Origin of the sequence: Escherichia ruysiae (assembly GCF_031323975.1) — a bacterium.
Classification (GTDB): Bacteria; Pseudomonadota; Gammaproteobacteria; order Enterobacterales; family Enterobacteriaceae; genus Escherichia; species Escherichia ruysiae.
On sequence record NZ_JAVIWS010000001.1, the window covers coordinates 1,496,125 to 1,521,523 of the forward strand.

The following is a 25,399-nucleotide window of genomic DNA, read 5'->3' on the forward strand; positions in this document are numbered from 1 at the left end:
ATGCAACACGCTTTATCCGTTCTGGACTTCACCCGCTAACCAACGCGCCGCAGCAATAACCCCCTGCCCCAGAGACAACCCGCCATCGCCCGCCGGTAAACTCTGCGGGAAGAGCAACCTGAAATCAGCGAGATAATGCGCCAGGCGTGCGCGCAGCAAACGGTTATGAATAACGCCACCACTAAATACCAGCGTAGTGATACCCCGCATCGTAGCCTGCTCACGCATCAACGATGCAAAACCCTGCGCCAGCGCATCATGAAACGCCCACGCGCGTTGATTAACCGGAGCCTGCCAGTTCAGCCACTGCTGCCAGAAGGTGGCGAGATCCAGTTGATTATCTACCAACGGCATCGTTACCTGATGCTTCACGCCGTGGCACGAAGCCGCCAGCGCCTCCAGCGCACAAGCCGCTTCGCCTTCATAACTTAATGTGGCTGGCGCACAGTCCAGCGCCGCCGCCACAGCATCGAACAAACGCCCACACGATGACGCCAGCGGCGCGTTAATTCCACGCTCAATCGCCCGCGCCAGCACGCTCCAGTTTTGCTGTTGCACACTTGCCGTTTCAGGGTAATTCTGCCACTGCGGCACAAAGCGCAGGCACTGCGCCAGCAGGTTACGCCACGGCTGCTTTGCAGCCAAATCGCCCCCCGGAAGCGCCACCGCAGGCAAGCCGCCCAGGTGCTCACATTCGCGATAGTTCACCCGCAGGCACTCGCCGCCCCACAAAGCGCCGTTCTCCCCCATACCGATACCGTCGAGCGTCAACGCAATGACATCACCACCATCCAGCGGCCAGTGATGTTCTGCCAGACACGCCGCTGCGTGGGCATGATGATGAAGCACCGTTTGCGTCGGCAGACTCATCTCGCTTGCCCACTGGCTGGAGACATAGCCCGGATGCGCGTCATGCACAACGTATTGCGGGGTGAAATCGTAGATGTTTTGCATCAGGCGTAACGCTTCGCGCCACTGCATCTGGATGCCATCGTCACTTAAATCGCCCAGATGCTGACTCAACACCGCTTGTTCACCGCGCACCAGGCAGAAGGTATTTTTCAGATCCGCACCAAGACACAGCACAGGCGGTATATTTTTAAAACCCGGAGGCAAAGCCAGCGCGTCCGGCACATACCCCCGCGAACGGCGCAGCATTTCGCCGCTTTCGCGCACCACCGAATCATCCATCCGCTGCACGATGTCGCGGTTATGTATCAAGAATCCGTCGGCAATGCCCTGCAAATCCGCCAGCGCCTGTTCGTTGCTGATAGCCGGTGGTTTACCGCTCAGGTTGCCGGAGGTCATCACCAGCGGGCATTGCAGTTCCTGTAACAGCAAATGCTGAAGCGGATTCGCAGGCAACATCACCCCGACTTCGTTAAGGCCAGGGGCGATATCATCACAAAGCTCAGGAACATATTTTTTATCCACCAGCACAATCGGCGCGGCGGGCGTGGTGAGCAACTGGCGCGCAGCGTCTGGTAAGACTTCTGCTGTTGGCAACATAACCGCCAGCGGTTTCGCCGGGCGATGTTTGCGCGCCCGAAGTGTCGCCACTGCGTTACTATTGCGTGCATCGCAGGCGAGATGAAATCCGCCAATCCCTTTGATGGCAACAATGTTTCCCATTTTTAACTGTGCAATAGCTGCCTGTAATGCCGCCTCTTGTTCCGCATGTTCACCATGACTTACCCATTCAAGATGCGGGCCACACTCCGGGCAGGCCACCGGCTGGGCGTGGAAGCGGCGATCGAGCGGATCGCGGTACTCTTTGTCACAGGCCGGACACAGCGGAAACGCCGCCATCACGGTAAACGGGCGGTCGTAAGGCATCGCGCGAATAATGGTGAAACGCGGGCCACAATGAGTACAGTTGATAAACGGATAACGATAACGCCGCTCGCCTGGGGTATTCATTTCGGCAAGACAGGCAGGGCAAGTAGCGGCATCGGGAACAATTTGCGTATTCATGGTGCCGCCTGTGCTCTGGCGGATGGTGAACTCGGTGGGCGGCTGTGGCCAGATAAACGGCTCACGCTCGACGCTATCAATACGCGCCAGCGGTGGGCAGTGCTGATGCAATTGAACAAGAAACGTTTCCGGGTCTTCCAGCAACCGGACTTCCACGCCATCGCCGTCATTACAGACATCGCCGTGAAGATTTAATTGCTGTGCCAGCTGCCAGACAAACGGACGAAAACCGACGCCCTGCACTTTGCCACGAATACGCAGTTGGACACCGCAAGATGTGTTTTTTGCCATTGAGTTATTCCCGCCATCATGAATTGCGTAACCCGCCCAGCCGGACACGAGCGCGTCGCATCCGGCAGTCACAGGTCAGCGAAACCGCCCGCTCCGTATTCTACGAATATTTCCGGGAATTCCTTTGATGCCAGAACAGTTCTGTAAGATTTTTAGAACATCAGCGCCGTGCGGCGACGTTTTTCTGCGCTCAGTTGTTCAAGTTTATTACGATCGACACAAATCAGCGCATGGGTCGGGCAAGCCGCCATACACGCCGGGCCGTCTTGACGATGGTTGCACAGGTCGCATTTATTGGCTTCGGCTTTGTCTGCACGTACATTCAGCCCCGCACCGCTGTTGCGAATCACCGGACGTACCACCACTTCCATCGCGCCATACGGGCAAGCCACAACGCAGGTTTTGCAACCAATACAACGTTCCTGCATGACATGAACAAACCCTTTATCACGGCTGATAGCACCATTCGGGCAGACGTTAGCGCACGGTGCATCTTCACACTGACGGCAGACTGTTGCCGTGGAAATGTTCACACCTTTAATGACATGGATACGCGGTAAAAAAGTTTCCGGGGTCAGCGATGCACAGTCCTGATTCTCCTGATGAGAAACCACGCACGCCACTTCACAGGTACGGCAACCAATACATTTACTCGCGTCAGCAATGATGAAACGGTTCATCAAATTCTCCAGCAATGACAGTTAATGCGCCGATACATTCACAAATCATGCCAGTTTTTAATTTACTGTTATTTAAGGAAATTAAAATCTGTAATGCAGAAAAAACGATGTCATCGACACAAGTGACGATGACATGTGATGACAATGTTTATCGCGAAAGAGCAATGAGGGAGTCGCGGCGGATCAGTTTTCCGCTGAAGGTTTTCGGCGGTGAGAAATTCCCGCCATCGAGCATAAAAATCAGCCGTCCAATAACTTCCTGAATCATCTCAGTCACCGGAATTTTTACGCTCGAGAGCGCCGGGATCGTGTACGGCGCCATGGCGATATCATCAAATCCGATAACCGACACCTGCTCCGGCACCGCTACGCCGCGCTCGTGCAACGCTTTCATCGCCCCTATCGCCATATCGTCATTACTGGCAACCAACGCGCTAAATTTAGCCCCACGTGCGAGCAACGTTTCTACTCCTTCGGCTCCGCTGGCGGGCGTCCATTTACCGTTAGCGATAAGTTTTTCATTGAGCGCAATACCATGCTGCGCCAGCGCGTCTTTATATCCGGCAAGACGCTCAATGCTGGTGGGGGAATCCATCGAACCGGTAAGAAAAGCAATCTCCTGATGCCCGGCGTTTATCAACTCTACCACGGCGTTAAAGCTGGTCTGTTTATGATCGCACCAGACGCTATGGCTGCTGTTTTTGCGCAAGCGTCGATTGAGCACCATTATCGGCTGACTGTGCGCGTCAATAATGTCATCGATCTCATCCACGCTTAAAAAACGCGGGTAAATCATAATGGCGTCGCAGCGCAGATCCAGCAGATACTGAATCGCCTGGCGCTCTTCTTCGGCGCTATGTTTACCATCAGCCAGCAACAGTTGGCGCCCTTTCTCTTCCGCCATCCGCGCGGCATGAAACAGTAATTCACTAAAATAAATGCCGTGGTAAAGCGTGTTGGTCACTACCAGCCCCAGCGTCTGAGTACTCTTCGCCGACAGATTGCGCGCCAGCAAATTTGGGCGGTAACCGCTCTCTTCTACCGCCTGAAACACGCGATCTTTCGTCTCCTGGCTGACGTAGCCATTACCTGAAAGCACGCGGGAAACGGTCGCTTTTGAAACCCCGGCGCGCTTCGCCACTTCCAGCATTGTCGTCATTGTTTTCATCCCTTTACACGCAGTCATCGCAGTTTACTGCACCGTTTGCTGATTGTCCTTGCGCAATCAGCGGGAAAAATATTCAGGTGACCGGTTTCACAAATATAAAAAATGAACAATTAACTCTCTTGCTTATTTAGTGATAACTATTCATGATTTTGTGAAACCGGTTTCTTACTTCCGTTTCAGCATCGGCATTTTCCCGTCACGTCGACTGATAACAACTACCTCTACCCTACTGATAACAGGATAAAATCCGATGGCCAAAAATTATGCGGCGCTGGCGCGCTCGGTGATAGCGGCACTGGGCGGCGTTGATAACATCTCGGCGGTCACGCACTGTATGACGCGTTTGCGCTTTGTTATTAAAGATGATGCGCTTATCGACAGCCCGACGTTGAAAACCATCTCCGGCGTACTCGGCGTGGTACGTAGTGACAACCAGTGTCAGGTGATTATCGGCAATACCGTTTCACAAGCCTTTCAGGAAATCGTCAGCCTGCTGCCGGGAGATATGCAACCCGCCCTGCCCGTGGGTAAACCCAAGCTCACGCTACGTCGCATTGGTGCAGGGATCCTTGATGCGCTGATCGGCACTATGTCACCGCTGATCCCGGCGATTATCGGCGGATCGATGGTCAAACTGCTGGCGATGATCCTCGAGATGAGCGGTGTGCTGACAAAAGGATCGCCGACCTTAACCATTCTGAATGTTATTGGTGACGGTGCTTTCTTCTTCCTGCCGCTAATGGTCGCGGCATCTGCCGCCATCAAATTTAAAACCAATATGTCGCTGGCGATTGCCATCGCGGGTGTACTGGTACATCCGAGTTTCATTGAGCTGATGGCGAAAGCGGCTCAGGGTGAACATGTTGAATTTGCCCTGATTCCGGTCACGGCGGTGAAATACACCTACACGGTGATCCCGGCGCTGGTGATGACCTGGTGCCTGTCATATATCGAACGCTGGGTGGACAGCATTACACCGGCAGTGACAAAAAACTTCCTCAAGCCGATGCTGATTGTGTTGATTGCCGCACCGCTGGCAATCCTGCTGATTGGCCCGATTGGTATCTGGATCGGTAGCGCCATTTCGGCGCTGGTTTACACCATTCATGGTTATCTGGGCTGGCTTTCAGTCGCCATTATGGGCGCGCTGTGGCCGCTGCTGGTAATGACCGGGATGCACCGCGTCTTTACGCCAACCATCATTCAGACCATTGCCGAAACCGGAAAAGAAGGGATGGTCATGCCGTCAGAGATCGGCGCTAACCTGTCGCTGGGCGGTTCATCGCTGGCGGTGGCGTGGAAAACGAAAAACCCGGAACTGCGCCAGACGGCACTGGCTGCGGCGGCATCAGCCATTATGGCGGGGATTTCCGAACCGGCGTTATACGGCGTGGCGATCCGCCTGAAACGTCCGCTTATCGCCAGTCTTATCAGCGGTTTTATTTGCGGCGCGGTTGCCGGTATGGCGGGGCTTGCCAGCCACTCAATGGCAGCGCCGGGGCTATTTACCAGCGTGCAGTTCTTCGATCCGGCGAATCCAATGAGCATCGTCTGGGTGTTCGCGGTCATGGCGCTGGCGGTGGTGCTGTCGTTTATCCTCACACTGCTGCTCGGCTTTGAGGATATTCCTGTTGAGGAAGCGGCTGCCGAGGCGCGAAAGCATCAGAGCGTACAACCGACCGTCGCCAAAGAAGTAAGTCTTAATTGAGGATGAAAATGTCAGTATTTCCAGAAGGTTTTTTATGGGGCGGCGCGCTTGCCGCCAACCAGTCTGAAGGTGCGTACCGTGAAGGTGGCAAAGGGCTGACCACGGTCGATATGATCCCACACGGCGAGCATCGAATGGCGGTGAAACTGGGGCTGGAAAAACGTTTTCAGTTGCGCGATGACGAGTTTTACCCCAGCCATGAGGCGACGGATTTTTATCATCGGTATAAAGAAGATATCGCCCTGATGGCAGAGATGGGATTCAAGGTTTTCCGTACCTCAATAGCCTGGAGCCGCCTCTTCCCGCAGGGCGATGAGCTGACGCCCAACCAGCAGGGCATTGCTTTTTATCGTTCTGTCTTTGAAGAGTGTAAAAAGTACGGTATCGAACCGCTGGTCACGTTGTGTCACTTCGATGTGCCGATGCATCTGGTGACGGAATATGGCTCCTGGCGTAACCGTAAGCTGGTGGAGTTTTTCACTCGCTACGCCCGAACCTGTTTTGAAGCATTTGATGGCCTGGTGAAATACTGGCTAACCTTCAATGAAATCAACATTATGTTGCATAGCCCGTTCTCCGGTGCGGGTCTGGTGTTTGAAGAAGGGGAAAATCAGGATCAGGTGAAATATCAGGCCGCACACCACCAGCTGATTGCCAGTGCATTAGCCACCAAAATCGCCCATGAGGTTAACCCGCAAAATCAGGTGGGCTGTATGCTGGCGGGCGGTAACTTCTACCCTTACAGTTGCAAGCCGGAAGATGTCTGGGCGGCGCTGGAGAAAGATCGGGAAAACCTGTTTTTTATCGATGTGCAGGCGCGGGGCGCGTACCCAGCTTACTCTGCCCGCGTATTTCGCGAAAAAGGGGTAACCATCGACAAAGCACCGGGCGATGATGAGATCCTGAAAAACACCGTCGATTTTATCTCTTTCAGCTATTACGCCTCGCGCTGCGCCTCGGCGGAGATGAACGCCAACAACAGCAGTGCAGCGAACGTGGTGAAATCGCTGCGTAACCCGTATCTACAAGTGAGCGACTGGGGCTGGGGTATTGATCCGCTCGGTCTGCGCATCACCATGAACATGATGTACGACCGTTATCAGAAGCCGCTGTTTCTGGTGGAAAACGGCCTCGGCGCAAAAGATGAATTTACTGCCAATGGTGAGATTAACGATGACTATCGCATCAGCTATTTGCGCGAACATATCCGCGCAATGGGCGAAGCGATTGCAGACGGCATTCCGCTGATGGGCTACACCACCTGGGGCTGTATTGATTTAGTTTCCGCCTCTACGGGTGAAATGAGCAAACGCTACGGTTTTGTCTATGTAGACCGTGACGATGCAGGTAACGGCACGCTGGCGCGCACGCGTAAGAAATCGTTCTGGTGGTATAAAAAAGTGATTGCCAGTAACGGTGAAGATTTAGAGTAAGCAACCGTGCCGGATGCGGCGTGAACGCCTTATCCGGCCTACATGTCGCACGAACTTTGTAGGCTCGATAAGCGCAGCGCATCGGGCAATTTAGCGTTTGCCATCAGTTCTGATTCCCTCATCAAGAACATCCCTGTCCTGATTCCTTACTGAAAAACTACTCTTCTTCCACCGCTAACTGCGCGAATCCGCCATTCCCTTCCCAGCCTTCCAGTCGTTGATAAACGGTTTCTACCGCATCTTTAATCGGCTGGGTCATCGGGTAGTAAAAGCCGACGATATCCGGCTGGATGCCGAGGAAAATCACTTCGCCAATATCTTCTTTCAACTGGTCGATAAGGTAGTTCAACGGCATGTTATGGGTAGTCATCATAAACATCTCGGCGATATCATCCGGATCGATGATGCGGATCTCGCCGGGGTTTAGCCCCATATCCGTGGCGTCGACAATCAGCAGTCGTGTCGGGCGCAGTTCGCGAATAGCGACAATGTCGTTTTCCGGTGCACTACCGCCGTCAATCACCACCCAGTGACCTTTCGGCGCGGCGGCGCACTTTTCCGCCAGTAGCGGGCCTGCGCCATCATCGCCCATCATGCTATTGCCAACACAGAGTAAAACGTCAGTCACGCAATCTCCTCACCATCAAATAGATGGCGTTTTCCTGATGAATATCATGCAGCATACTTAACAGCATTGTACTCCATTCCTTCTGCTGCGAAGTTTGCGCTGCCCGGGCTTTATCGAATGCGTTGGCCAGCATCGGCACATGGTTAATGTCGATGACGATCTCACCATATTTCGGCACGCCTTCCATTTTGCGGCGGGCTTCGCTGCCCGCCTCCAGAGTGGCAATCCATGCCAGATATTCATCCCACGGGCAGGTGAGCGCCGCTTCCAGACAATCGATAACCCCAAGGTGGTGACCAATCGCCAGGCTGTAATAGACCACCTGCTGCGCCTCGGCGGGCGTGGCATCGTTCTCATCAATAAATTTACGGCTCAGTTGACTGAACACCACCTTTTCACTCATCGGATACGCGCCTCTTCAACAACATGATTCAGATGGCTGACAATCTCGTTCAGACGCGGATCGTTTTCCGCTTCCAGCCAGCGAGCAACCTGCTCTTCGCCCTGCCCTAATTGCGTAAGGAAGTCATCGGCAATCTGGCGACCGTAGCGGTAACCCGCCAGGCGACGCGCTTCGCGATCCACTTTCACGCGCAGCGGCTGCACCATATCCGGATGCAGAATCTCTGCCGGTTGCTCATCCAGTTCGCCTGGCTCACGGGCGTGGATTTTCTGCTCCAGCAGGCCGAGCGCCATTGCAAAGCCGTACAGCGTGGCGGCAGGCGTTGGCGGGCAACCAGGGATGTAAACATCCACCGGGACGATTTTATCCGTACCGCCCCACACGCAGTAGAGATCGTGGAAAATGCCACCGCTGTTACCGCAGGCACCGTAAGAGATACAGATTTTAGGGTCCGGCGCGGACTGCCACGCACGTAGCGCAGGGGATCGCATTGCACGGGTGACCGCGCCGGTAAACAGTAAAATATCCGCATGACGCGGGGACGGAACAACTTTAATACCGAAGCGTTCTGCATCGAACAGCGGCGAAAGCGTGGCGAAAATTTCAATTTCGCAGCCGTTGCAGCCACCGCAGTCCACGCGGTAAACGTAGGCAGAACGTTTGATTTTTTTCAGTAACGACGCCTTCATGCTGGCGATGGATTCATCCACCGTCATCGGAACCGGAATGCCGTTGGCGTCACGGGGGCCTAATAAATTGCTCATCAGATGGCCTCTTTCATATGGCGAGTCAGTTCAATACGGTCGGACGGCACCAGGCATTTCTGGCGCTTACATTCCGGGCAAGTCTCAAAGCTTTCGCGGTGGTTTTCCGCGCGGCTGTCACCATTGTGCTTAAGCAGCGCAATGGCGTAGTCGATCTCTTTCTGTACGGCGAAAGGACGATTGCAGACGCGGCAGTTGCACAGCGCGAAGCGGGACTGTTGCAGGAAGTCTTCTTTCTTCCATACCGCCAGTTCGTACTCTTGCGACAGTTTGATCGCCGCCGTCGGGCAGACTTCTTCGCAGCGTCCACAGAAGATGCAGCGCCCAAGATTGAACTGCCACGCCAGCTCACCGGTGGTGAGGTCGGTTTCAACCGTTAAGGCGTTTGACGGGCAGGCATTGACGCAGGCCGCGCAGCCAATGCACTGCTGCGGGTTCTGCTCTGGCTTACCACGGAAGTTTTTATCAACCGCAATCGGCTCCAGCGGATAAGACGAGGTCGCCGTGCCGGTTTTGATGACTTTTTTGATAAAGGTAAACATGGCGATTCCTTATTTCAGCGGCGAGTTTTTACGCTCAATGCTGTAACGCTCGAGTTCTTTGTACGGCACCACTTTGCTCTTCTTCTTACGCACATCGACCACGGTCATGCGGTCGGTACAGGAGTAGCAAGGGTCGAGGCTACCGATAATCAGCGGCGCATCAGAAACGGTGTTGCCGCGCAACATGTAGCGCAGGGTCGGCCAGTTCGCGTAGGTCGCGGCACGACAGCGCCAGCGGTACAGCTTCTGGTTATCGCCGGTCATGCTCCAGTGGATATCATCGCCGCGCGGCGCTTCGGCAAAGCCCAGCGCAAAACGGTGTGGAATGTAGGTGAATCCTTCCACCGCCAGCGGGCCGCCTGGCAGATTGTCCAGGCCGTAGTCGATCATATTGAGCGAGGTAAAGACTTCGTTGATACGCACTTTCAGACGCGAAATAACGTCGCAGCCCTGCTCGCTGTGAACTTCCATCGGCAGCAGGCCATAACCGACAAACGGGTGATCAGCACGGGTATCACGAGCGTGGCCGCTGGCGCGCACCATCGGGCCAACGTTACTGAAATCGCGGGCGATTTCCGGATCCAGACGACCAATGCCGACGGTGCGCTGTTCCATATTTGGCGTACTCAGCAGCACATCCACCAGCTCCTGTACTTCACGACGCATTTGCTGCGCCAGTTGACGGGTCTGGATCATGTCATCTTTCAGCAGATCGCGACGAATCCCGCCGATCAGGTTCAGACCGTAAGTTTTACGCGCCCCGGTGAGGATCTCCGCCATTTTCATGGAAGATTCACGCACGCGGAAGAACTGCATAAAGCCGGAGTCAAAGCCGGTAAAGTGACAGGCGAGGCCGAGGTTGAGCAGATGCGAGTGCAGGCGTTCCACCTCCAGCAGAATGGCGCGGATCATCTGCGCGCGTTCTGGTACCTGAATACCCATCGCGTTTTCCACCGACGTGGTGTAGGCGGTGCTGTGGGCAAAGCCGCAGATCCCGCAAACACGATCCGACAGGAAGGTCACTTCGTTGTAACCCATACGGGTTTCCGCCAGTTTTTCCATGCCGCGATGGACGTAGAACAGGCGGTAGTCGGCGTCGATAATGTTTTCGCCGTCAACGAACAGGCGGAAGTGACCCGGTTCATCGGAGGTAACGTGCAGTGGGCCAATCGGCACCACGTTGTTTTTCTTATCACCCAGTTCGTTGATGAACTCGTAGGTTTCTGCATCGGTGGTTGGTGCCGGACGTTGACGATAATCCATGCTGTCTTTACGCAACGGGTAGAGTTCATCCGGCCAGTCATCCGGCAGCACCAGACGGCGTTCATCCGGCAGACCAACCGGAATCAAACCGTACATATCGCGCACTTCACGCTCGCCCCAGACCGCCGCCGGAACGCGCGGCGTCACGGACGGATATTCCGGTTTGTTGGCGTCAACTTCGACGCGCACGGTTATCCAGCACTTCGTGCCCTTCTCCATCGACAGCACATAGTAAACGGCATAATGACCATTCAGTTTGCGTTCATCGTTACCAAACAGTACCGACAGCCAACCACCCTGTTTGTAGTAGAGGAACTCCACCACTTCCGGCAGATAGTTCACCTTTACGGTCACGGTCAGCTGATCTTTGGTCTGCCAGGCGTGATCCAGCACGACGCCCGGAAATGCCTCATTCAGCGCGGCGAGATAATGTTGACCTAATTTTTCTTCAGACATGCTCATACTCTCTTTAATCACGCCGCCAGCAAGGAGACGAACGCTAAAAATGCAAAGCCAAACCCAGCCCAGGTAATGCGCGGAGTAATATCAAGACGCAGACGGGCCATGCTGTTTTCGAACAGCGCGATAACCAGGACGCCGACCACCAGTTTGACGATGGCAATCACCAGCGCCAGCAGCAGCCCGCCAGCGGTGAAGGTTTCCATTTGTCCCCACGGAATAAACACCCCGACGAACATCTGCAACACCACCAGCTGTTTCAGGCTGATACCCCATTTCATGACGCCAAAGCCGCTGCCGCTGTATTCAGAGAGCGGCCCTTCCTGCAACTCCTGCTCGGCTTCCGCAAGGTCGAACGGCAGTTTGCCCATTTCGATAAAGGTGGCGAATGCGCAGGCACAGAGTGCCAGCACCAGCGGGATGCTCTGGCTCAGAGGCCAGTGATAAACGGTGTCGGTGATGTTGCTGATGTTGGTGGAACCGGCAACCTGCGCCGCGACCCACAGGCCGAGCAACAACATCGGCTCGACCAGCACACCGAGCATCGCTTCACGGCTCGCGCCGATAGCGGTAAACGGGCTACCGGTATCCAGACCGGAAATGGCAAAGAAGAAACGCGCGATGGCAAAGAGATACAGTAAGGTGATCAAATCGCCCAGTTGCGGCAGCGGAGAACCGACGGTCACCACCGGCAGCGCGGTAGCGATAGTCAGCATGACGCCCACCATCACGTATGGCGTCAGGCGGAACACCCAGCCGGAGGCATCCGGGCCAACACTCTGACGCCCCAGCAGTTTGATAATGTCGCGATATTCCTGCAACACGCCCGGTCCGCGACGGTTATGCAAGCGTGCGCGCGCCACGCGGGTTATACCGGAGAGCAGCGGCGCAACGGCAAATAACACCAGCGCCTGAATTAACGGATATAAAACACTCATTCTCAGGCTCCTCGTGAAACAATAATCACCACCAGCACCGCCAGTTCAACCAGCGCCATCCGGCGGAACAGCAACGCACTCCCCTCGCTCTGCCAGCCCGGCACCAGCGACACTGGATTCAGCACTTTGCGCAGTTTCAGCACCGGCGCAAACGCCTGTTTCACCGGCATGGCAAAACCATGAGCAGTAATCACCATTGATTTTTCGTGGTCGTAGCCGCACACCCATGCCGCGCCACGGGAACGTGACGGCAGGCGGTCGCCTTTGCAAATCGCCATAATGATGAATGGCAGCAGCGGGCAGGCAATCAGCAGCAGGGTGATCATTGGTTGAGAAACGGTAGTGTTAGCAGGCTCCAGCGGCAGAGGTACAGCTGCTGACAGCATCGGCAGCAGCCACGGCGCAGCAACACCGCCAATCACGCAGCAAATCGCCAGTGCCACCACGCTTACGCTCATCAGGAGCGGCGCACAGGTGGCGTTTTCGGCTTCTTTGGTACGCGGCGCACCGAGGAACGTAACGCCATAGACTTTCGCCATACACATCACCGCCAGCGCACCGGTAATTGCCAGCCCCACGGCGAGCAGCGGCCCCAGCAGACGGGCAACGAACGTTCCGCTATTGCTCAGTTTGAAGAAGGATTGATAGATAACCCATTCACCGGCAAAACCGTTCAACGGCGGCAGCGCAGCCATTGCCATCAGCCCGACTAACATGGCGATGGAGATAACCGGCATTTTCTTGCCAATGCCGCCGAGTTTTTCGATATCGCGATGACCAGTACGGAACCAGACGCTACCCGCCCCAAGGAACAGTACGCTTTTGAACAGGCTATGATTAAGCAGATGGTACAGGCCACCGACCAGGCCAAGAGCAATCAGCGCCGGTTGTTCGAGCGCGATACCCGTTACGCCAGCCCCCAGCCCCAGCAGGATGATGCCGATATTTTCCAGTGTGTGGTAAGCCAGCAGACGCTGGATGTTGTGCTCCATCAGCGCATACAAACCACCGACGAACGCGGTGATCATGCCGAGCACCAGCAGCGCAATTCCCCACCACAGCGGCGCGTTACCGCCCAGCAGAGACAGGGTTAAAATGCCCAGCAGGCCGATTTTCATTACCACCGTGGAAAACAGCGCGGCAGCAGGCGCAGAAGCGTTAGCATGAGCCTGCGGCACCCAGCCGTGCAGCGGGATAATCCCGGCCAGCAGGCCAAAGCCAATCACGCCGAGCAGCCAGATATCGGAACCGAGCGGCAGCTGTTGCACGCGCATATCCAGCAGGCGCAGATCCAGCGTGCCGTAACGTTGCCAGACCAGCCAGCAGGCAATCGCCAGCAGCAGAGTGCCAAGACGCCCCAGCGCAAACCACAGTTTGCCCTCTTTGCTGTTGCTGGTGAGAAACACCGCGCACAGAGCCATGATTTCGGCCATTACCACGAACATGCCCAGATTGCTGGCAATGACGGCGCACACGGCGGCAACCATCAGCATATTGATCTGCAAACCGTTGCATTTCACCTGCGCGTGGCGATGCCAGTCAATGTTGTAGAGGCTGACAAACAGGCCACACAGGCCGAGGGTTATCAACCAAATCGCGTTAAGCGGAGAGATTTGCACATCGTAGCTTACCAGTGACAGCGTACCGCTCACGCCGACCGCCCCCGTCAGCACGGTGAAACCTGCTGCTGCTGTGTACACGCTACCAACCGCGCCGCCAATCCCGGCTATCCAGCCACTCAGCGCCTTATGAAAAGAAAAGAGAAATGCCAGAACAGCGGCGGCAACAAACCACGCCACGCCGCTGTTGATCAGGGAAATTGCGCTCATTTAGCCTCTCCACTTTGAGCCTGCTGAAACAAGGTGAGATCGCCAAAGTCCGTATTAAAAGTCAGCTCACGCTTACGTTTGCTGACGCGGGCGATATCGGTGTTATCCACCAGATGCAGGGCTTTGGTTGGGCACATCCGCACGCAGGCCGGACCTTGTTCATCAAAGCTACAAAGATCACATTTGACGGCGATCGCGCGAATGCCCGGCACCCAGTCAAGCAATGTGCTGACACGCGCCGGAGCAGGCGGTGCCGGTGGCGCTTTCGGGGTATTGGCATTTGCCGGAATATCCAGCGGACGGCTGCCGGAAAATTCAATTGCGCCAAACGGGCAGGCGATGCCGCAAAGTTTGCAGCTTACGCACAGACTTTCATTCAACTGCACGGCACCATCAACGCGGGTGATGGCATTAACCGGGCAGACCACCGCACAGGGCGCATCTTCACAGTGGTGACAGAGCTGCGGTGCAGATTCTTTTTCATTTAGCATCACTCGCAGGCGCGGCATGGATTGCAGGCCGTGCTGGCGATGCGTCTCTGAGCAGGCGGCCTCACAGGTGTGGCAACCGATACAGAGCGTGGAGTCAGCAATTACAAAACGATTCACCAGGCATTCCTCAGGTGATTGTCATTTTTGACGAAAACATGCCGATGAAATGTCATTTTCGACACTCATCGACACGCCCATCCCCAAACAGGCATGACGCCTGCAAAACGGGCAAAGCCTCAGCTCATGCTGCCGAGCTTTGTCCCTCTACCAGTTGGCTTAAATTCACCGGGGTATTGTTTTCAATGGCGGTGTATAAGCTGTCGTAAACGCCGGCGATTTTTTCGAGATAGTGTTCCAGCACTTGTTCGCGATTACGGATGTTGACCTTGCCATCAATCATGCCGTCACTGCTCAACTGAGCCAGTGCAATCCGCTGTTTGTCTTCGCCATCTTTCGTTTCGACGTAATACTCGATGGTATGGCTGTTAAAGCCATCCGCCAGGGTGACGTAAATGCGAAAATGTTCAAAAAGAACGAAACAGAGTTCTTTATCTGGCGCGCAGCTCATCGCGTGATGCAAACGCGCTTTTGATAACGTGATCCCCTGAACCAGCGAATTGCAATAGATATGCCACTGGTCCTGTAGGCGACGATGCCGCTGTGCGATGTAATCGGCTTTCTCGCTTATTTCCCAAATAGTCATTGTCAGGTTACCCGTTTAACAGAGATGCCTGCCCTTAAGCATTTTTTGTGCCAATTTTTAATTCATTGTTATTTAGGTGATTTTTATGATTCCGCTGAATTTCGACGCCGTGTCGACGTGTCATTTCGACATCATCGACATTATTCACCGCAGGGATAGTCAACACTGGCACAATTATTGCTTATAGCTGGCAATAGTTAATGGGAGGCGATATGCACGAAATAACCCTCTGCCAACGGGCACTGGAATTGATTGAACAACAGGCCGCAAAGCACGGTGCAAAACGCGTAACTGGGGTCTGGCTCAAAATTGGCGCATTTTCTTGTGTCGAAACCAGCTCTCTTGCCTTTTGTTTTGATCTGGTTTGCCGTGGCAGCGTGGCGGAAGGTTGTAAACTGCACCTCGAAGAACAAGAGGCCGAATGCTGGTGTGAAACATGCCAACAGTATGTGACGCTACTGACCCAGCGCGTCCGCCGCTGCCCACAGTGTCATGGCGACATGCTGCGCATTGTGGCAGACGACGGTTTACAGATTCGGCGGATAGAAATAGACCAGGAGTGAGCGATGTGTACAACATGCGGTTGCGGTGAAGGCAACCTGTATATCGAGGGTGATGAACATAACCCTCATTCCGCGTTTCGTAGCGCGCCTTTTGCCCCGGCTGCACGCCCGAAGATGAAAATAACCGGCATTAAAGCGCCTGAATTTACCCCCAGCCAGACCGAAGAGGGCGACCTGCATTACGGTCATGGCGAAGCAGGCACACACGCGCCGGGCATGAGCCAGCGCCGGATGCTGGAAGTCGAAATTGACGTGCTGGACAAAAATAATCGCCTGGCTGAACGTAACCGCGCGCGTTTTGCTGCCCGTAATCAACTGGTGCTCAACCTGGTATCCAGCCCCGGTTCCGGTAAAACCACGCTGCTGACGGAAACCTTAATGCGCCTGAAAGACAGCGTTCCGTGCGCGGTGATTGAAGGCGACCAGCAAACCGTGAACGATGCCGCACGTATTCGCGCTACCGGCACGCCAGCGATTCAGGTGAACACCGGTAAAGGTTGCCATCTTGACGCACAGATGATCGCCGACGCCGCGCCGCGTCTGCCACTGGACGATAACGGTATTCTGTTTATCGAAAACGTCGGCAACCTCGTATGCCCGGCCAGCTTCGATCTGGGTGAAAAACATAAAGTTGCGGTGCTTTCCGTTACCGAAGGCGAAGACAAACCGCTGAAATATCCGCATATGTTTGCCGCCGCCTCGCTGATGCTGCTCAACAAAGTTGACCTGCTGCCGTATCTCAATTTCGACGTTGAGAAATGCATCGCCTGCGCCCGCGAAGTCAATCCAGAAATTGAAATCATCCTCATTTCCGCCACCAGCGGCGAAGGGATGGACCAGTGGCTGAACTGGCTGGAGACACAGCGATGTGCATAGGCGTTCCCGGCCAGATCCGCACCATTGACGGTAACCAGGCTAAAGTCGACGTCTGCGGCATTCAGCGCGATGTCGATTTAACGTTAGTCGGCAGCTGCGATGAAAACGGTCAGCCGCGCGTGGGCCAGTGGGTACTGGTTCACGTTGGCTTTGCCATGAGCGTAATTAATGAAGCCGAAGCGCGCGACACCCTCGACGCATTACAAAATATGTTTGACGTTGAGCCGGATGTTGGCGCGCTGTTGTATGGCGAGGAAAAATAATGCGTTTTGTTGATGAATATCGCGCGCCGGAACAGGTGATGCAGTTAATTGAGCATCTGCGCGAACGTGCTTCACATCTCTCTTACACTGCCGAACGCCCTCTGCGCATTATGGAAGTGTGTGGCGGTCATACCCACGCCATTTTTAAATTCGGCCTCGATCAGTTACTGCCAGAAAACGTTGAGTTTATCCACGGTCCGGGCTGCCCGGTGTGTGTACTGCCGATGGGCAGAATCGACACCTGCGTGGAGATTGCCAGCCATCCGGAAGTGATTTTCTGTACCTTTGGCGACGCCATGCGCGTACCTGGAAAACAGGGGTCACTGTTGCAGGCAAAAGCACGCGGTGCCGATGTGCGCATCGTTTACTCGCCAATGGATGCGTTGAAACTGGCGCAAGAGAACCCAACCCGCAAAGTGGTGTTCTTCGGTTTAGGGTTTGAAACCACCATGCCGACCACCGCCATCACCCTGCAACAGGCAAAAGCCCACGATGTGCAGAACTTTTACTTCTTCTGCCAGCACATTACGCTTATCCCCACGCTGCGCAGTTTGCTGGAACAACCGGACAATGGCATTGATGCGTTCCTCGCGCCAGGCCACGTCAGTATGGTTATCGGCACCGATGCCTATAATTTTATCGCCAGCGATTTTAATCGTCCGCTGGTGGTCGCTGGTTTCGAACCACTTGATCTACTACAAGGCGTGGTGATGCTGGTAGAGCAGAAAATAGCGGCCCACAGCAAAGTAGAGAATCAGTACCGGCGAGTGGTGCCTGACGCAGGTAACCTGCTGGCGCAACAGGCGATAGCCGACGTGTTCTGCGTCAACGGCGACAGCGAATGGCGTGGCCTTGGGGTGATCGAATCCTCAGGCGTGCATCTGACGCCGAATTATCAGCAATTTGACGCTGAAGCGCATTTCCGCCCGGCACCGCAGCAGGTTTGCGATGACCCACGCGCGCGCTGTGGCGAAGTATTGACGGGCAAATGTAAGCCGCATCAATGCCCGCTGTTTGGTAACACCTGTAATCCTCAAACCGCATTCGGCGCGCTGATGGTCTCCTCTGAAGGAGCGTGCGCCGCGTGGTATCAGTATCGTCAGCAGGAGAGTGAAGCGTGAATAATATCCAACTCGCCCACGGCAGCGGCGGCCAGGCGATGCAGCAATTAATCAACAGCCTGTTTATGGAAGCCTTTGCGAATCCATGGCTGGCTGAGCAGGAAGATCAGGCGCGTCTTGACCTGGCACAACTGGTGGCGGAAGGCGACCGTCTGGCCTTTTCCACCGACAGTTACGTCATTGACCCGCTGTTCTTTCCTGGTGGCAATATTGGCAAGCTGGCGATTTGCGGCACGGCGAATGACGTGGCGGTCAGCGGCGCAATTCCACGCTATCTCTCCTGTGGATTTATCCTTGAAGAAGGATTGCCGATGGAGACGCTGAAAGCCGTGGTCACCAGCATGGCTGAAACTGCCCGTGCGGCTGGCATTGCTATTGTCACCGGCGATACCAAAGTGGTGCAGCGTGGGGCGGCAGATAAACTGTTTATCAACACCGCAGGCATGGGCGCGATCCCGGCAAATATTCACTGGGGTGCACAAACCCTGACCGCCGGCGATGTATTGCTGGTTAGCGGTACGCTCGGCGACCACGGTGCGACTATCCTTAACTTGCGCGAACAACTGGGGCTGGATGGCGAACTGGTCAGCGACTGCGCGGTGCTGACGCCGCTGATTCAGACGCTGCGAGACATTCCCGGCGTGAAGGCGCTGCGCGATGCCACCCGTGGTGGGGTGAATGCGGTGGTTCATGAGTTTGCGGCAGCCTGCGGTTGTGGTATTGAAATTACAGAAGCGGCACTGCCGGTTAAACCTGCCGTGCGCGGCGTTTGTGAGCTGCTGGGGCTGGACGCCCTCAACTTTGCCAACGAAGGTAAGCTGGTGATTGCCGTAGAGCGTAACGCGGCTGAGCAAGTGTTGGCGGCGCTGCATTCCCATCCACTAGGACAGGATGCGGCGTTAATTGGCGAAGTGGTGGAACGTAAAGGTGTTCGTCTCGCAGGGCTTTATGGCGTGAAACGAACTCTCGATCTACCTCACGCCGAACCGCTGCCTCGTATATGCTAATAAAAATCTAAAGCTCCTATAATTTGTCATTTACCTTTTGCACCGCTTAGCGGTGCTTTCCTGGAAGAACAACATGTCGTATACACCGATGAGTGATCTCGGGCAACAAGGGTTGTTCGACATCACTCGGACACTATTGCAGCAGCCCGATCTGGCCTCGCTGTGTGAGGCTCTTTCGCAACTGGTAAAGCGTTCTGCGCTCGCCGACAACGCGGCGATTGTGTTGTGGCAAGCGCAGACTCAACGTGCGACTTATTACGCGTCGCGTGACAAAGAACCCCCTATAAAATACGAAGACGAAACCGTTCTGGCACATGGGCCGGTGCGCAGCATTTTGTCACGTCCTGATACGCTGCATTGCAGCTACGAAGAATTTTGTGAAACCTGGCCACAACTGGCCACAAGCGGGCTATACCCTAAATTTGGTCACTATTGCCTGATGCCACAGGCAGCGGAAGGACATATTTTTGGCGGCTGTGAATTTATTCGTTATGACGATCGCCCGTGGAGCGAAAAAGAGTTCAATCGCCTGCAAACCTTTACGCAGATTGTTTCTGTTGTCACCGAGCAAATTCAGAGTCGCATCATCAACAATGTCGACTACGAACTGTTATGTCGGGAACGGGATAACTTCCGCATTCTGGTTGCCATCACCAATGCGGTACTCTCCCGCCTGGACATGGACGAACTGGTCAGCGAAGTGGCGAAAGAGATCCACTACTACTTCGACATTGACGATATCAGCATCGTCTTACGCAGCCACCGCAAAAACAAACTCAACGTCTACTCCACTCACTATCTCGATAAACAGCATCCCACTCACGAACAGAGTGAAGTTGATGAGGCCGGAACCCTCACCGAGCGCGTATTTAAAAGCAAAGAGATGCTGCTGATTAATCTCCACGAGCGGGATGATTTAGCCCCCTACGAACGCATGTTGTTCGATACCTGGGGCAACCAGATCCAGACGCTGTGCCTGCTGCCGTTGATGTCTGGCAATACCATGCTGGGCGTGCTGAAACTGGCACAGTGCGAAGAGAAAATATTTACCACCACCAACCTGAGTTTGCTGCGCCAGATTGCCGAACGAGTGGCAATCGCCGTGGATAATGCCCTCGCCTACCAGGAAATCCACCGTCTGAAAGAGCGGCTGGTTGATGAAAACCTTGCCCTGACGGAACAACTCAACAAAGTGGATAGTGAATTTGGCGAGATTATTGGTCGCAGCGAAGCCATGTACAGCGTGCTTAAACAAGTTGAAATGGTGGCGCAAAGCGACAGTACCGTTCTGATCCTCGGTGAAACTGGCACGGGTAAAGAGCTGATTGCCCGCGCAATCCATAATCTCAGTGGGCGTAATAATCGTCGCATGGTGAAAATGAACTGCGCGGCGATGCCTGCCGGATTACTGGAAAGCGATCTGTTTGGTCATGAACGTGGTGCCTTTACCGGTGCCAGCGCCCAGCGCATCGGTCGTTTTGAACTGGCGGATAAAAGCTCTCTGTTCCTCGATGAAGTGGGCGATATGCCACTGGAGTTACAGCCAAAGTTGCTGCGCGTATTGCAGGAGCAGGAGTTTGAACGCCTCGGCAGCAACAAAATCATTCAGACAGACGTGCGTTTAATCGCCGCAACTAATCGCGATCTGAAAAAAATGGTCGCCGACCGCGAGTTCCGTAGCGATCTCTATTACCGCCTGAACGTCTTCCCGATCCACCTGCCGCCGTTACGCGAGCGCCCGGAAGATATTCCGCTGCTGGCGAAAGCCTTTACCTTCAAAATTGCCCGCCGACTGGGGCGCAATATCGACAGCATTCCTGCCGAGACACTGCGCATATTGAGCAACATGGAATGGCCGGGTAACGTGCGCGAACTGGAAAATGTTATTGAGCGTGCGGTACTGCTGACTCGCGGTAATGTTCTACAACTCTCTTTACCCGATATCTCACTGCCAGAACCCGAAACGCCGCCTGCTGCAACGGTCGTCGCTCAGGAAGGCGAAGATGAATATCAACTGATTGTTCGCGTATTAAAAGAGACGAACGGCGTAGTCGCGGGTCCGAAAGGCGCTGCGCAACGTCTGGGGTTAAAACGCACGACCCTGCTGTCACGGATGAAGCGGCTGGGAATTGATAAAGCGGCGTTGGTTTAATCGTCTGGAGTGCCGGACAGGAAGATCTATCCGGCACGCTATTCACGTGGTTTCTTCGGGCGATATTTTTCCGGCAATTCCGGCACCGGACGCTTATCATCAATCAGATGACGCACGGTTAAGATCGGATGACGCCACAGCATTCGCGGCCCCGCCCAACGCATAATCTGTTTCATCTCCTCACGCTTTGCTGGCTGATAACAGTGAACCGGACACTGCTTACAGGCTGGTTTCTCTTCGCCGAACACACATTTATCCAGCCGCTTTTGCGCGTAAGCAAACAGCGCATCGTAATGCCCCGGCTCCGCTGACGCCTGCGGGCATTGCGCTTGATAAAGATCGATCATTCTTTTAATCGTCAGTTTTTCACGAGAGATACGCTTACCGGACATGCTGCCTCCACACTCTTAAGGTGCATTTATATTACAACTTAAATGTAAAGGGGACTATGGCTCTGAAGGAGAAGGTTTCTTCAACCAGACAATGTTGCGCCCCTTTTCCACAGCCAACAAGCAAACGCTGCAAAGCAGCATTTTTCCCGGAACCGACATCAAGAACTCACCTTTCGTGTCTTCCCCTGAAATGATTAACTCCGGTATCATGTGCGCCTTATGTGATTACAACGAAAATAAAAACCATCACACTACATTTAACATCAGGGAACCGGATCTAACTCCATGAGTGTAATAGAAAATTTCGACGCCCATACGCCAATGATGCAGCAGTACCTCAAGCTGAAAGCCCAGCATCCTGAGATCCTGCTGTTCTACCGGATGGGTGACTTTTACGAGCTATTTTATGACGACGCAAAACGAGCGTCGCAGCTGCTAGATATTTCACTGACTAAACGCGGCGCATCTGCGGGCGAGCCGATCCCGATGGCGGGTATTCCCTACCATGCAGTGGAAAACTATCTCGCCAAACTGGTGAATCAAGGTGAGTCGGTTGCGATTTGTGAACAAATCGGCGATCCGGCTACCAGCAAAGGGCCGGTTGAGCGCAAAGTTGTCCGTATCGTCACGCCGGGCACGATCAGCGATGAAGCCCTGCTACAGGAGCGTCAGGACAATCTGCTGGCGGCTATCTGGCAGGACAGCAAAGGTTTCGGTTACGCGACGCTGGATATCAGCTCCGGCCGTTTTCGTCTGAGCGAACCGGCTGACCGCGAAACGATGGCGGCAGAGCTGCAACGCACCAATCCGGCGGAACTGTTGTATGCAGAAGATTTCGCCGAGATGTCGTTGATTGAAGGTCGTCGCGGCCTGCGTCGTCGTCCGCTGTGGGAGTTTGAAATCGACACCGCGCGCCAGCAGTTGAACCTGCAATTTGGCACCCGCGATCTGGTCGGTTTTGGCGTCGAGAACGCGCCTCGTGGGCTTTGTGCTGCCGGTTGTCTGTTACAGTATGCGAAAGATACCCAACGCACGACCCTGCCGCATATTCGCTCTATCACTATGGAACGTGAGCAGGACAGCATCATTATGGATGCTGCGACGCGTCGTAACCTGGAAATTACCCAGAATCTGGCGGGCGGCGCGGAAAATACATTGGCTTCCGTGCTCGATTGCACCGTCACGCCGATGGGTAGCCGTATGCTGAAACGCTGGCTGCATATGCCGGTGCGCGACACCCGTGTGTTGCTTGAGCGTCAGCAAACTATTGGCGCATTGCAGGATTTCACCGCCGAGTTACAGCCGGTACTCCGGCAGGTCGGCGATCTGGAGCGTATTCTGGCACGCCTGGCGTTGCGTACCGCTCGCCCGCGCGACCTTGCTCGTATGCGTCATGCCTTCCAGCAACTGCCGGAACTGCGTGCACAGCTAGAAAATGTCGATAGTGCACCAGTACAGGCGCTGCGTGAAAAAATGGGCGAATTTGCCGAACTGCGCGACCTGCTGGAGCGAGCAATCATCGACACGCCACCGGTGCTGGTGCGCGACGGTGGCGTCATCGCTCCAGGCTATAACGAAGAGCTGGATGAGTGGCGTGCGCTGGCTGACGGTGCGACCGATTATCTGGAGCGTCTGGAAATCCGCGAACGTGAACGTACCGGTCTGGACACGCTGAAAGTCGGCTTTAATGCGGTGCACGGCTACTACATTCAAATCAGCCGTGGGCAAAGTCATCTGGCGCCAATTAACTATATGCGCCGCCAGACACTGAAAAACGCCGAACGTTACATTATTCCGGAGCTGAAAGAGTACGAAGACAAGGTACTGACTTCAAAAGGTAAAGCACTGACGCTGGAAAAACAGCTTTATGAAGAGTTGTTCGACCTGCTACTGCCGCATCTGGAAGCGTTACAACAGAGTGCGAGCGCGCTGGCAGAACTGGACGTGCTGGTAAATCTGGCAGAACGCGCATATACCCTGAACTACACCTGCCCGACCTTTATCGATAAACCCGGCATTCGTATTACCGAAGGTCGCCATCCGGTGGTTGAACAGGTGCTGAATGAGCCGTTTATCGCTAACCCGCTGAACCTGTCACCGCAGCGACGGATGTTGATCATCACCGGTCCGAACATGGGCGGTAAAAGTACCTATATGCGCCAGACCGCGTTGATTGCGCTGATGGCGTATATTGGCAGTTACGTACCGGCACAAAAAGTCGAGATTGGGCCGATCGATCGCATCTTCACCCGTGTTGGCGCAGCGGATGATCTGGCTTCCGGACGTTCAACCTTTATGGTGGAGATGACCGAAACCGCTAATATTCTGCATAACGCCACCGAGTACAGTCTGGTATTGATGGATGAGATTGGGCGCGGAACGTCGACTTACGATGGCCTGTCGCTGGCGTGGGCATGTGCCGAAAATCTGGCGAATAAAATTAAAGCATTGACGCTGTTTGCTACCCATTACTTCGAGCTGACTCAACTGCCGGAGAAAATGGAAGGCGTCGCCAACGTGCATCTCGATGCGCTGGAGCACGGAGACACTATCGCCTTTATGCACAGCGTACAGGACGGCGCGGCGAGTAAGAGCTACGGTCTGGCGGTTGCTGCGCTGGCAGGTGTACCGAAAGAGGTGATCAAACGTGCGCGACAGAAACTGCGTGAGCTGGAAAGCATTTCGCCGAATGCTGCCGCTACACAGGTAGATGGTACGCAAATGTCGCTACTTTCTGTGCCGGAAGAAACCTCGCCAGCGGTCGAAGCACTGGAAAATCTCGATCCAGATTCTCTGACTCCGCGTCAGGCGCTGGAGTGGATTTATCGGTTGAAGAGTCTGGTGTAAAAATAATTCCCGATAGCCTTTTACTATCGGGAATATTAACGACAACTGACGAATCTAATAAAAATACCCTGTATAATAGTAGAGATTATTTTACAGGGTAAAATCATGCCATCAACACGCTATCAAAAAATTGATGCTTATCACTACCGCCATATATGGGTTGTTGGTGATATTCATGGTGACTATCAATTATTACAATCCCGTTTGCATGAATTATCTTTTTGTCACGAAACAGACTTACTTATTTCCACAGGCGATAATATTGATCGTGGGTCGGAGAGTCTTAATGTGCTACGCCTGTTAAATCAGCCCTGGTTTACGTCGGTTAAAGGTAACCATGAAGCGATGGCGCTTGATGCATTCGCGACTGGTGATGGCAATATGTGGTTAGCCAGCGGCGGTGACTGGTTCTTTGATTTAAATGATTCAGAGAAAAAAGAAGTAATAGATCTGTTACTGAGATTTCATCATCTCCCGCATATTATCGAATTGAGTAACGATTTTATAAAATATGTCATCACACATGCAGATTATCCGGGTAATGAATATCACTTTGGCAAAGAAATCGCGGAAAGCGAATTACTCTGGCCTGTTGATCGCGTGCAGAAGTCGCTTAATGGCGAGTTACAAAAAATAAACGGTGCTGATTATTTTATATTTGGACATATGATGTTTGATAACATTCAGACATTCGCTAACCAGATTTATATTGATACCGGATCGCCGAAAAGCGGACGGTTATCGTTTTATAAAATTAAATAATTAATCCAGTCAGGATAAGGATCATCTCTGGTTCAGATCCGCTATTGCCAATATCGGTCATGAATTTCTTCATAAAGACATCGGGTTTCGCACACCAGTTTACTGTCAGGAGCTGGCGTCACCATCAACGCTATTCAGGACA

The 25,399-nt window shown here is 54.1% G+C and carries 23 protein-coding genes; 10 read left to right on the forward strand and 13 right to left on the reverse strand.

Annotated elements, in window-relative coordinates; translation table 11 throughout:
• Positions 1–12: 12 nt before the first annotated feature.
• From hypF to ascG, 3 genes are all read right to left on the reverse strand, one after another.
• Positions 13–2,265, reverse strand: coding sequence for a carbamoyltransferase HypF (hypF, locus tag RGV86_RS07495; protein WP_085461298.1), 2,253 nt, complete (start codon positions 2,263–2,265; stop codon positions 13–15).
• Between the two features lie 152 nt (positions 2,266–2,417).
• On the reverse strand, positions 2,418–2,945 hold the full coding sequence (gene hydN / locus RGV86_RS07500; protein WP_085461074.1) for an electron transport protein HydN: 528 nt from the start codon (positions 2,943–2,945) through the stop codon (positions 2,418–2,420).
• Between the two features lie 148 nt (positions 2,946–3,093).
• Positions 3,094–4,104, reverse strand: a complete 1,011-nt coding sequence (gene ascG, locus RGV86_RS07505) for a DNA-binding transcriptional regulator AscG (protein WP_085461075.1) — start codon at positions 4,102–4,104, stop codon at positions 3,094–3,096.
• 259 nt (positions 4,105–4,363) lie between these two features.
• On the opposite strand from ascG, the gene ascF reads away from it, so the two are divergent.
• Together ascF and ascB are read left to right on the forward strand one after the other, a co-directional pair.
• Positions 4,364–5,821 carry a PTS cellobiose/arbutin/salicin transporter subunit IIBC gene (gene ascF, locus RGV86_RS07510; RefSeq protein WP_001107834.1) on the forward strand — a complete coding sequence of 486 codons (1,458 nt, stop codon included), beginning with the start codon at positions 4,364–4,366 and terminating at the stop codon, positions 5,819–5,821.
• 8 nt (positions 5,822–5,829) lie between these two features.
• Complete coding sequence (ascB, locus tag RGV86_RS07515; RefSeq protein WP_085461299.1) at positions 5,830–7,254, forward strand: 6-phospho-beta-glucosidase AscB; 1,425 nt, start codon at positions 5,830–5,832, stop codon at positions 7,252–7,254.
• A 157-nt stretch (positions 7,255–7,411) separates the two neighbouring features.
• Here the strand turns inward: ascB and hycI are convergent, their stop codons facing one another.
• The 9 genes from hycI to hycA all read right to left on the reverse strand — a co-directional run bounded on the left by hycI (position 7,412) and on the right by hycA (position 15,274).
• Positions 7,412–7,882, reverse strand: a complete 471-nt coding sequence (hycI, locus tag RGV86_RS07520; RefSeq protein ID WP_000132947.1) for a hydrogenase maturation peptidase HycI — start codon at positions 7,880–7,882, stop codon at positions 7,412–7,414.
• Positions 7,875–8,285, reverse strand: coding sequence for a formate hydrogenlyase assembly protein HycH (gene hycH, locus RGV86_RS07525; RefSeq protein ID WP_001291918.1), 411 nt, complete (start codon positions 8,283–8,285; stop codon positions 7,875–7,877). The genes hycI and hycH overlap by 8 nt, the downstream gene beginning before the upstream one ends.
• Entirely contained in the window at positions 8,282–9,049 is a 768-nt protein-coding gene (hycG, locus tag RGV86_RS07530; RefSeq protein ID WP_000067387.1) for a formate hydrogenlyase subunit HycG, read from the reverse strand. Before hycG ends, hycH begins: the two co-directional genes overlap by 4 nt.
• Positions 9,049–9,591, reverse strand: a complete 543-nt coding sequence (gene hycF / locus RGV86_RS07535) for a formate hydrogenlyase subunit HycF (protein WP_000493804.1) — start codon at positions 9,589–9,591, stop codon at positions 9,049–9,051. The genes hycG and hycF overlap by 1 nt, the downstream gene beginning before the upstream one ends.
• Before the next feature lie 9 nt (positions 9,592–9,600).
• Positions 9,601–11,310, reverse strand: coding sequence for a formate hydrogenlyase subunit HycE (gene hycE / locus RGV86_RS07540; RefSeq protein ID WP_001288118.1), 1,710 nt, complete (start codon positions 11,308–11,310; stop codon positions 9,601–9,603).
• 17 nt (positions 11,311–11,327) lie between these two features.
• Entirely contained in the window at positions 11,328–12,251 is a 924-nt protein-coding gene (gene hycD / locus RGV86_RS07545) for a formate hydrogenlyase subunit HycD (RefSeq protein WP_000115224.1), read from the reverse strand.
• Positions 12,252–12,253: 2 nt separating this feature from the next.
• A complete protein-coding gene (gene hycC / locus RGV86_RS07550) occupies positions 12,254–14,080 on the reverse strand; it encodes a formate hydrogenlyase subunit 3 (protein WP_085461076.1) in 1,827 nt (608 codons plus the stop codon).
• The gene (gene hycB / locus RGV86_RS07555) at positions 14,077–14,688 is read right to left on the reverse strand and encodes a formate hydrogenlyase subunit HycB (RefSeq protein ID WP_001079186.1); all 612 of its coding nucleotides are present in this window, start codon (positions 14,686–14,688) and stop codon (positions 14,077–14,079) included. The genes hycC and hycB overlap by 4 nt, the downstream gene beginning before the upstream one ends.
• A 124-nt stretch (positions 14,689–14,812) precedes the next feature.
• On the reverse strand, positions 14,813–15,274 hold the full coding sequence (gene hycA / locus RGV86_RS07560; protein ID WP_000158052.1) for a formate hydrogenlyase regulator HycA: 462 nt from the start codon (positions 15,272–15,274) through the stop codon (positions 14,813–14,815).
• 212 nt (positions 15,275–15,486) lie between these two features.
• Between hycA and hypA the strand changes: the two genes are divergently transcribed.
• The 6 genes from hypA (at position 15,487) to flhA (ending at position 21,256) form a co-directional block, all read left to right on the forward strand.
• Complete coding sequence (gene hypA / locus RGV86_RS07565; protein ID WP_001516945.1) at positions 15,487–15,837, forward strand: hydrogenase maturation nickel metallochaperone HypA; 351 nt, start codon at positions 15,487–15,489, stop codon at positions 15,835–15,837.
• 3 nt (positions 15,838–15,840) lie between these two features.
• Positions 15,841–16,713: a hydrogenase nickel incorporation protein HypB gene (hypB, locus tag RGV86_RS07570; RefSeq protein WP_000337678.1), complete on the forward strand. Its 873-nt coding sequence runs from the start codon at positions 15,841–15,843 to the stop codon at positions 16,711–16,713.
• Positions 16,704–16,976, forward strand: coding sequence for a hydrogenase 3 maturation protein HypC (gene hypC, locus RGV86_RS07575; RefSeq protein WP_000334881.1), 273 nt, complete (start codon positions 16,704–16,706; stop codon positions 16,974–16,976). The genes hypB and hypC overlap by 10 nt, the downstream gene beginning before the upstream one ends.
• A complete protein-coding gene (gene hypD, locus RGV86_RS07580) occupies positions 16,976–18,097 on the forward strand; it encodes a hydrogenase formation protein HypD (RefSeq protein ID WP_085461077.1) in 1,122 nt (373 codons plus the stop codon). The genes hypC and hypD overlap by 1 nt, the downstream gene beginning before the upstream one ends.
• Entirely contained in the window at positions 18,094–19,104 is a 1,011-nt protein-coding gene (hypE, locus tag RGV86_RS07585) for a hydrogenase maturation carbamoyl dehydratase HypE (protein ID WP_085461078.1), read from the forward strand. Before hypD ends, hypE begins: the two co-directional genes overlap by 4 nt.
• Before the next feature lie 73 nt (positions 19,105–19,177).
• On the forward strand, positions 19,178–21,256 hold the full coding sequence (gene flhA / locus RGV86_RS07590; RefSeq protein ID WP_010348056.1) for a formate hydrogenlyase transcriptional activator FlhA: 2,079 nt from the start codon (positions 19,178–19,180) through the stop codon (positions 21,254–21,256).
• 38 nt (positions 21,257–21,294) lie between these two features.
• On the opposite strand, the gene RGV86_RS07595 is transcribed toward flhA, so the two are convergent.
• Positions 21,295–21,648 carry a nitrous oxide-stimulated promoter family protein gene (locus tag RGV86_RS07595; protein ID WP_000015504.1) on the reverse strand — a complete coding sequence of 118 codons (354 nt, stop codon included), beginning with the start codon at positions 21,646–21,648 and terminating at the stop codon, positions 21,295–21,297.
• Between the two features lie 285 nt (positions 21,649–21,933).
• Here RGV86_RS07595 and mutS point away from each other — a divergent pair, with 285 nt between their 5' ends.
• Together mutS and pphB are read left to right on the forward strand one after the other, a co-directional pair.
• Positions 21,934–24,495, forward strand: coding sequence for a DNA mismatch repair protein MutS (gene mutS / locus RGV86_RS07600; protein ID WP_085461080.1), 2,562 nt, complete (start codon positions 21,934–21,936; stop codon positions 24,493–24,495).
• Between the two features lie 105 nt (positions 24,496–24,600).
• Positions 24,601–25,257 (forward strand): protein-serine/threonine phosphatase, encoded by a 657-nt coding sequence (gene pphB / locus RGV86_RS07605; RefSeq protein WP_085461081.1) that lies wholly within the window; start codon positions 24,601–24,603, stop codon positions 25,255–25,257.
• Positions 25,258–25,399: the final 142 nt, after the last annotated feature.

Excerpts from the sequence above, each read along its gene's own strand:
- hycG (WP_000067387.1), bottom strand. The coding sequence starts at position 9,049 with ATGAGCAATTTATTAGGCCCCCGTGACGCCAACGGCATTCCGGTTCCG.
- hycC (WP_085461076.1), bottom strand. The coding sequence starts at position 14,080 with ATGAGCGCAATTTCCCTGATCAACAGCGGCGTGGCGTGGTTTGTTGCC.
- hypD (WP_085461077.1), top strand. The coding sequence starts at position 16,976 with ATGCGTTTTGTTGATGAATATCGCGCGCCGGAACAGGTGATGCAGTTA.
- hypC (WP_000334881.1), top strand. The coding sequence starts at position 16,704 with ATGTGCATAGGCGTTCCCGGCCAGATCCGCACCATTGACGGTAACCAG.
- hycH (WP_001291918.1), bottom strand. The coding sequence starts at position 8,285 with ATGAGTGAAAAGGTGGTGTTCAGTCAACTGAGCCGTAAATTTATTGAT.
- pphB (WP_085461081.1), top strand. The coding sequence starts at position 24,601 with ATGCCATCAACACGCTATCAAAAAATTGATGCTTATCACTACCGCCAT.
- ascF (WP_001107834.1), top strand. The coding sequence starts at position 4,364 with ATGGCCAAAAATTATGCGGCGCTGGCGCGCTCGGTGATAGCGGCACTG.
- ascB (WP_085461299.1), top strand. The coding sequence starts at position 5,830 with ATGTCAGTATTTCCAGAAGGTTTTTTATGGGGCGGCGCGCTTGCCGCC.
- ascG (WP_085461075.1), bottom strand. The coding sequence starts at position 4,104 with ATGACGACAATGCTGGAAGTGGCGAAGCGCGCCGGGGTTTCAAAAGCG.
- hypA (WP_001516945.1), top strand. The coding sequence starts at position 15,487 with ATGCACGAAATAACCCTCTGCCAACGGGCACTGGAATTGATTGAACAA.
- hypF (WP_085461298.1), bottom strand. The coding sequence starts at position 2,265 with ATGGCAAAAAACACATCTTGCGGTGTCCAACTGCGTATTCGTGGCAAA.
- hycE (WP_001288118.1), bottom strand. The coding sequence starts at position 11,310 with ATGTCTGAAGAAAAATTAGGTCAACATTATCTCGCCGCGCTGAATGAG.
- hycD (WP_000115224.1), bottom strand. The coding sequence starts at position 12,251 with ATGAGTGTTTTATATCCGTTAATTCAGGCGCTGGTGTTATTTGCCGTT.
- flhA (WP_010348056.1), top strand. The coding sequence starts at position 19,178 with ATGTCGTATACACCGATGAGTGATCTCGGGCAACAAGGGTTGTTCGAC.
- hydN (WP_085461074.1), bottom strand. The coding sequence starts at position 2,945 with ATGAACCGTTTCATCATTGCTGACGCGAGTAAATGTATTGGTTGCCGT.
- hycA (WP_000158052.1), bottom strand. The coding sequence starts at position 15,274 with ATGACTATTTGGGAAATAAGCGAGAAAGCCGATTACATCGCACAGCGG.
- hypB (WP_000337678.1), top strand. The coding sequence starts at position 15,841 with ATGTGTACAACATGCGGTTGCGGTGAAGGCAACCTGTATATCGAGGGT.
- mutS (WP_085461080.1), top strand. The coding sequence starts at position 21,934 with ATGAGTGTAATAGAAAATTTCGACGCCCATACGCCAATGATGCAGCAG.
- RGV86_RS07595 (WP_000015504.1), bottom strand. The coding sequence starts at position 21,648 with ATGTCCGGTAAGCGTATCTCTCGTGAAAAACTGACGATTAAAAGAATG.
- hycF (WP_000493804.1), bottom strand. The coding sequence starts at position 9,591 with ATGTTTACCTTTATCAAAAAAGTCATCAAAACCGGCACGGCGACCTCG.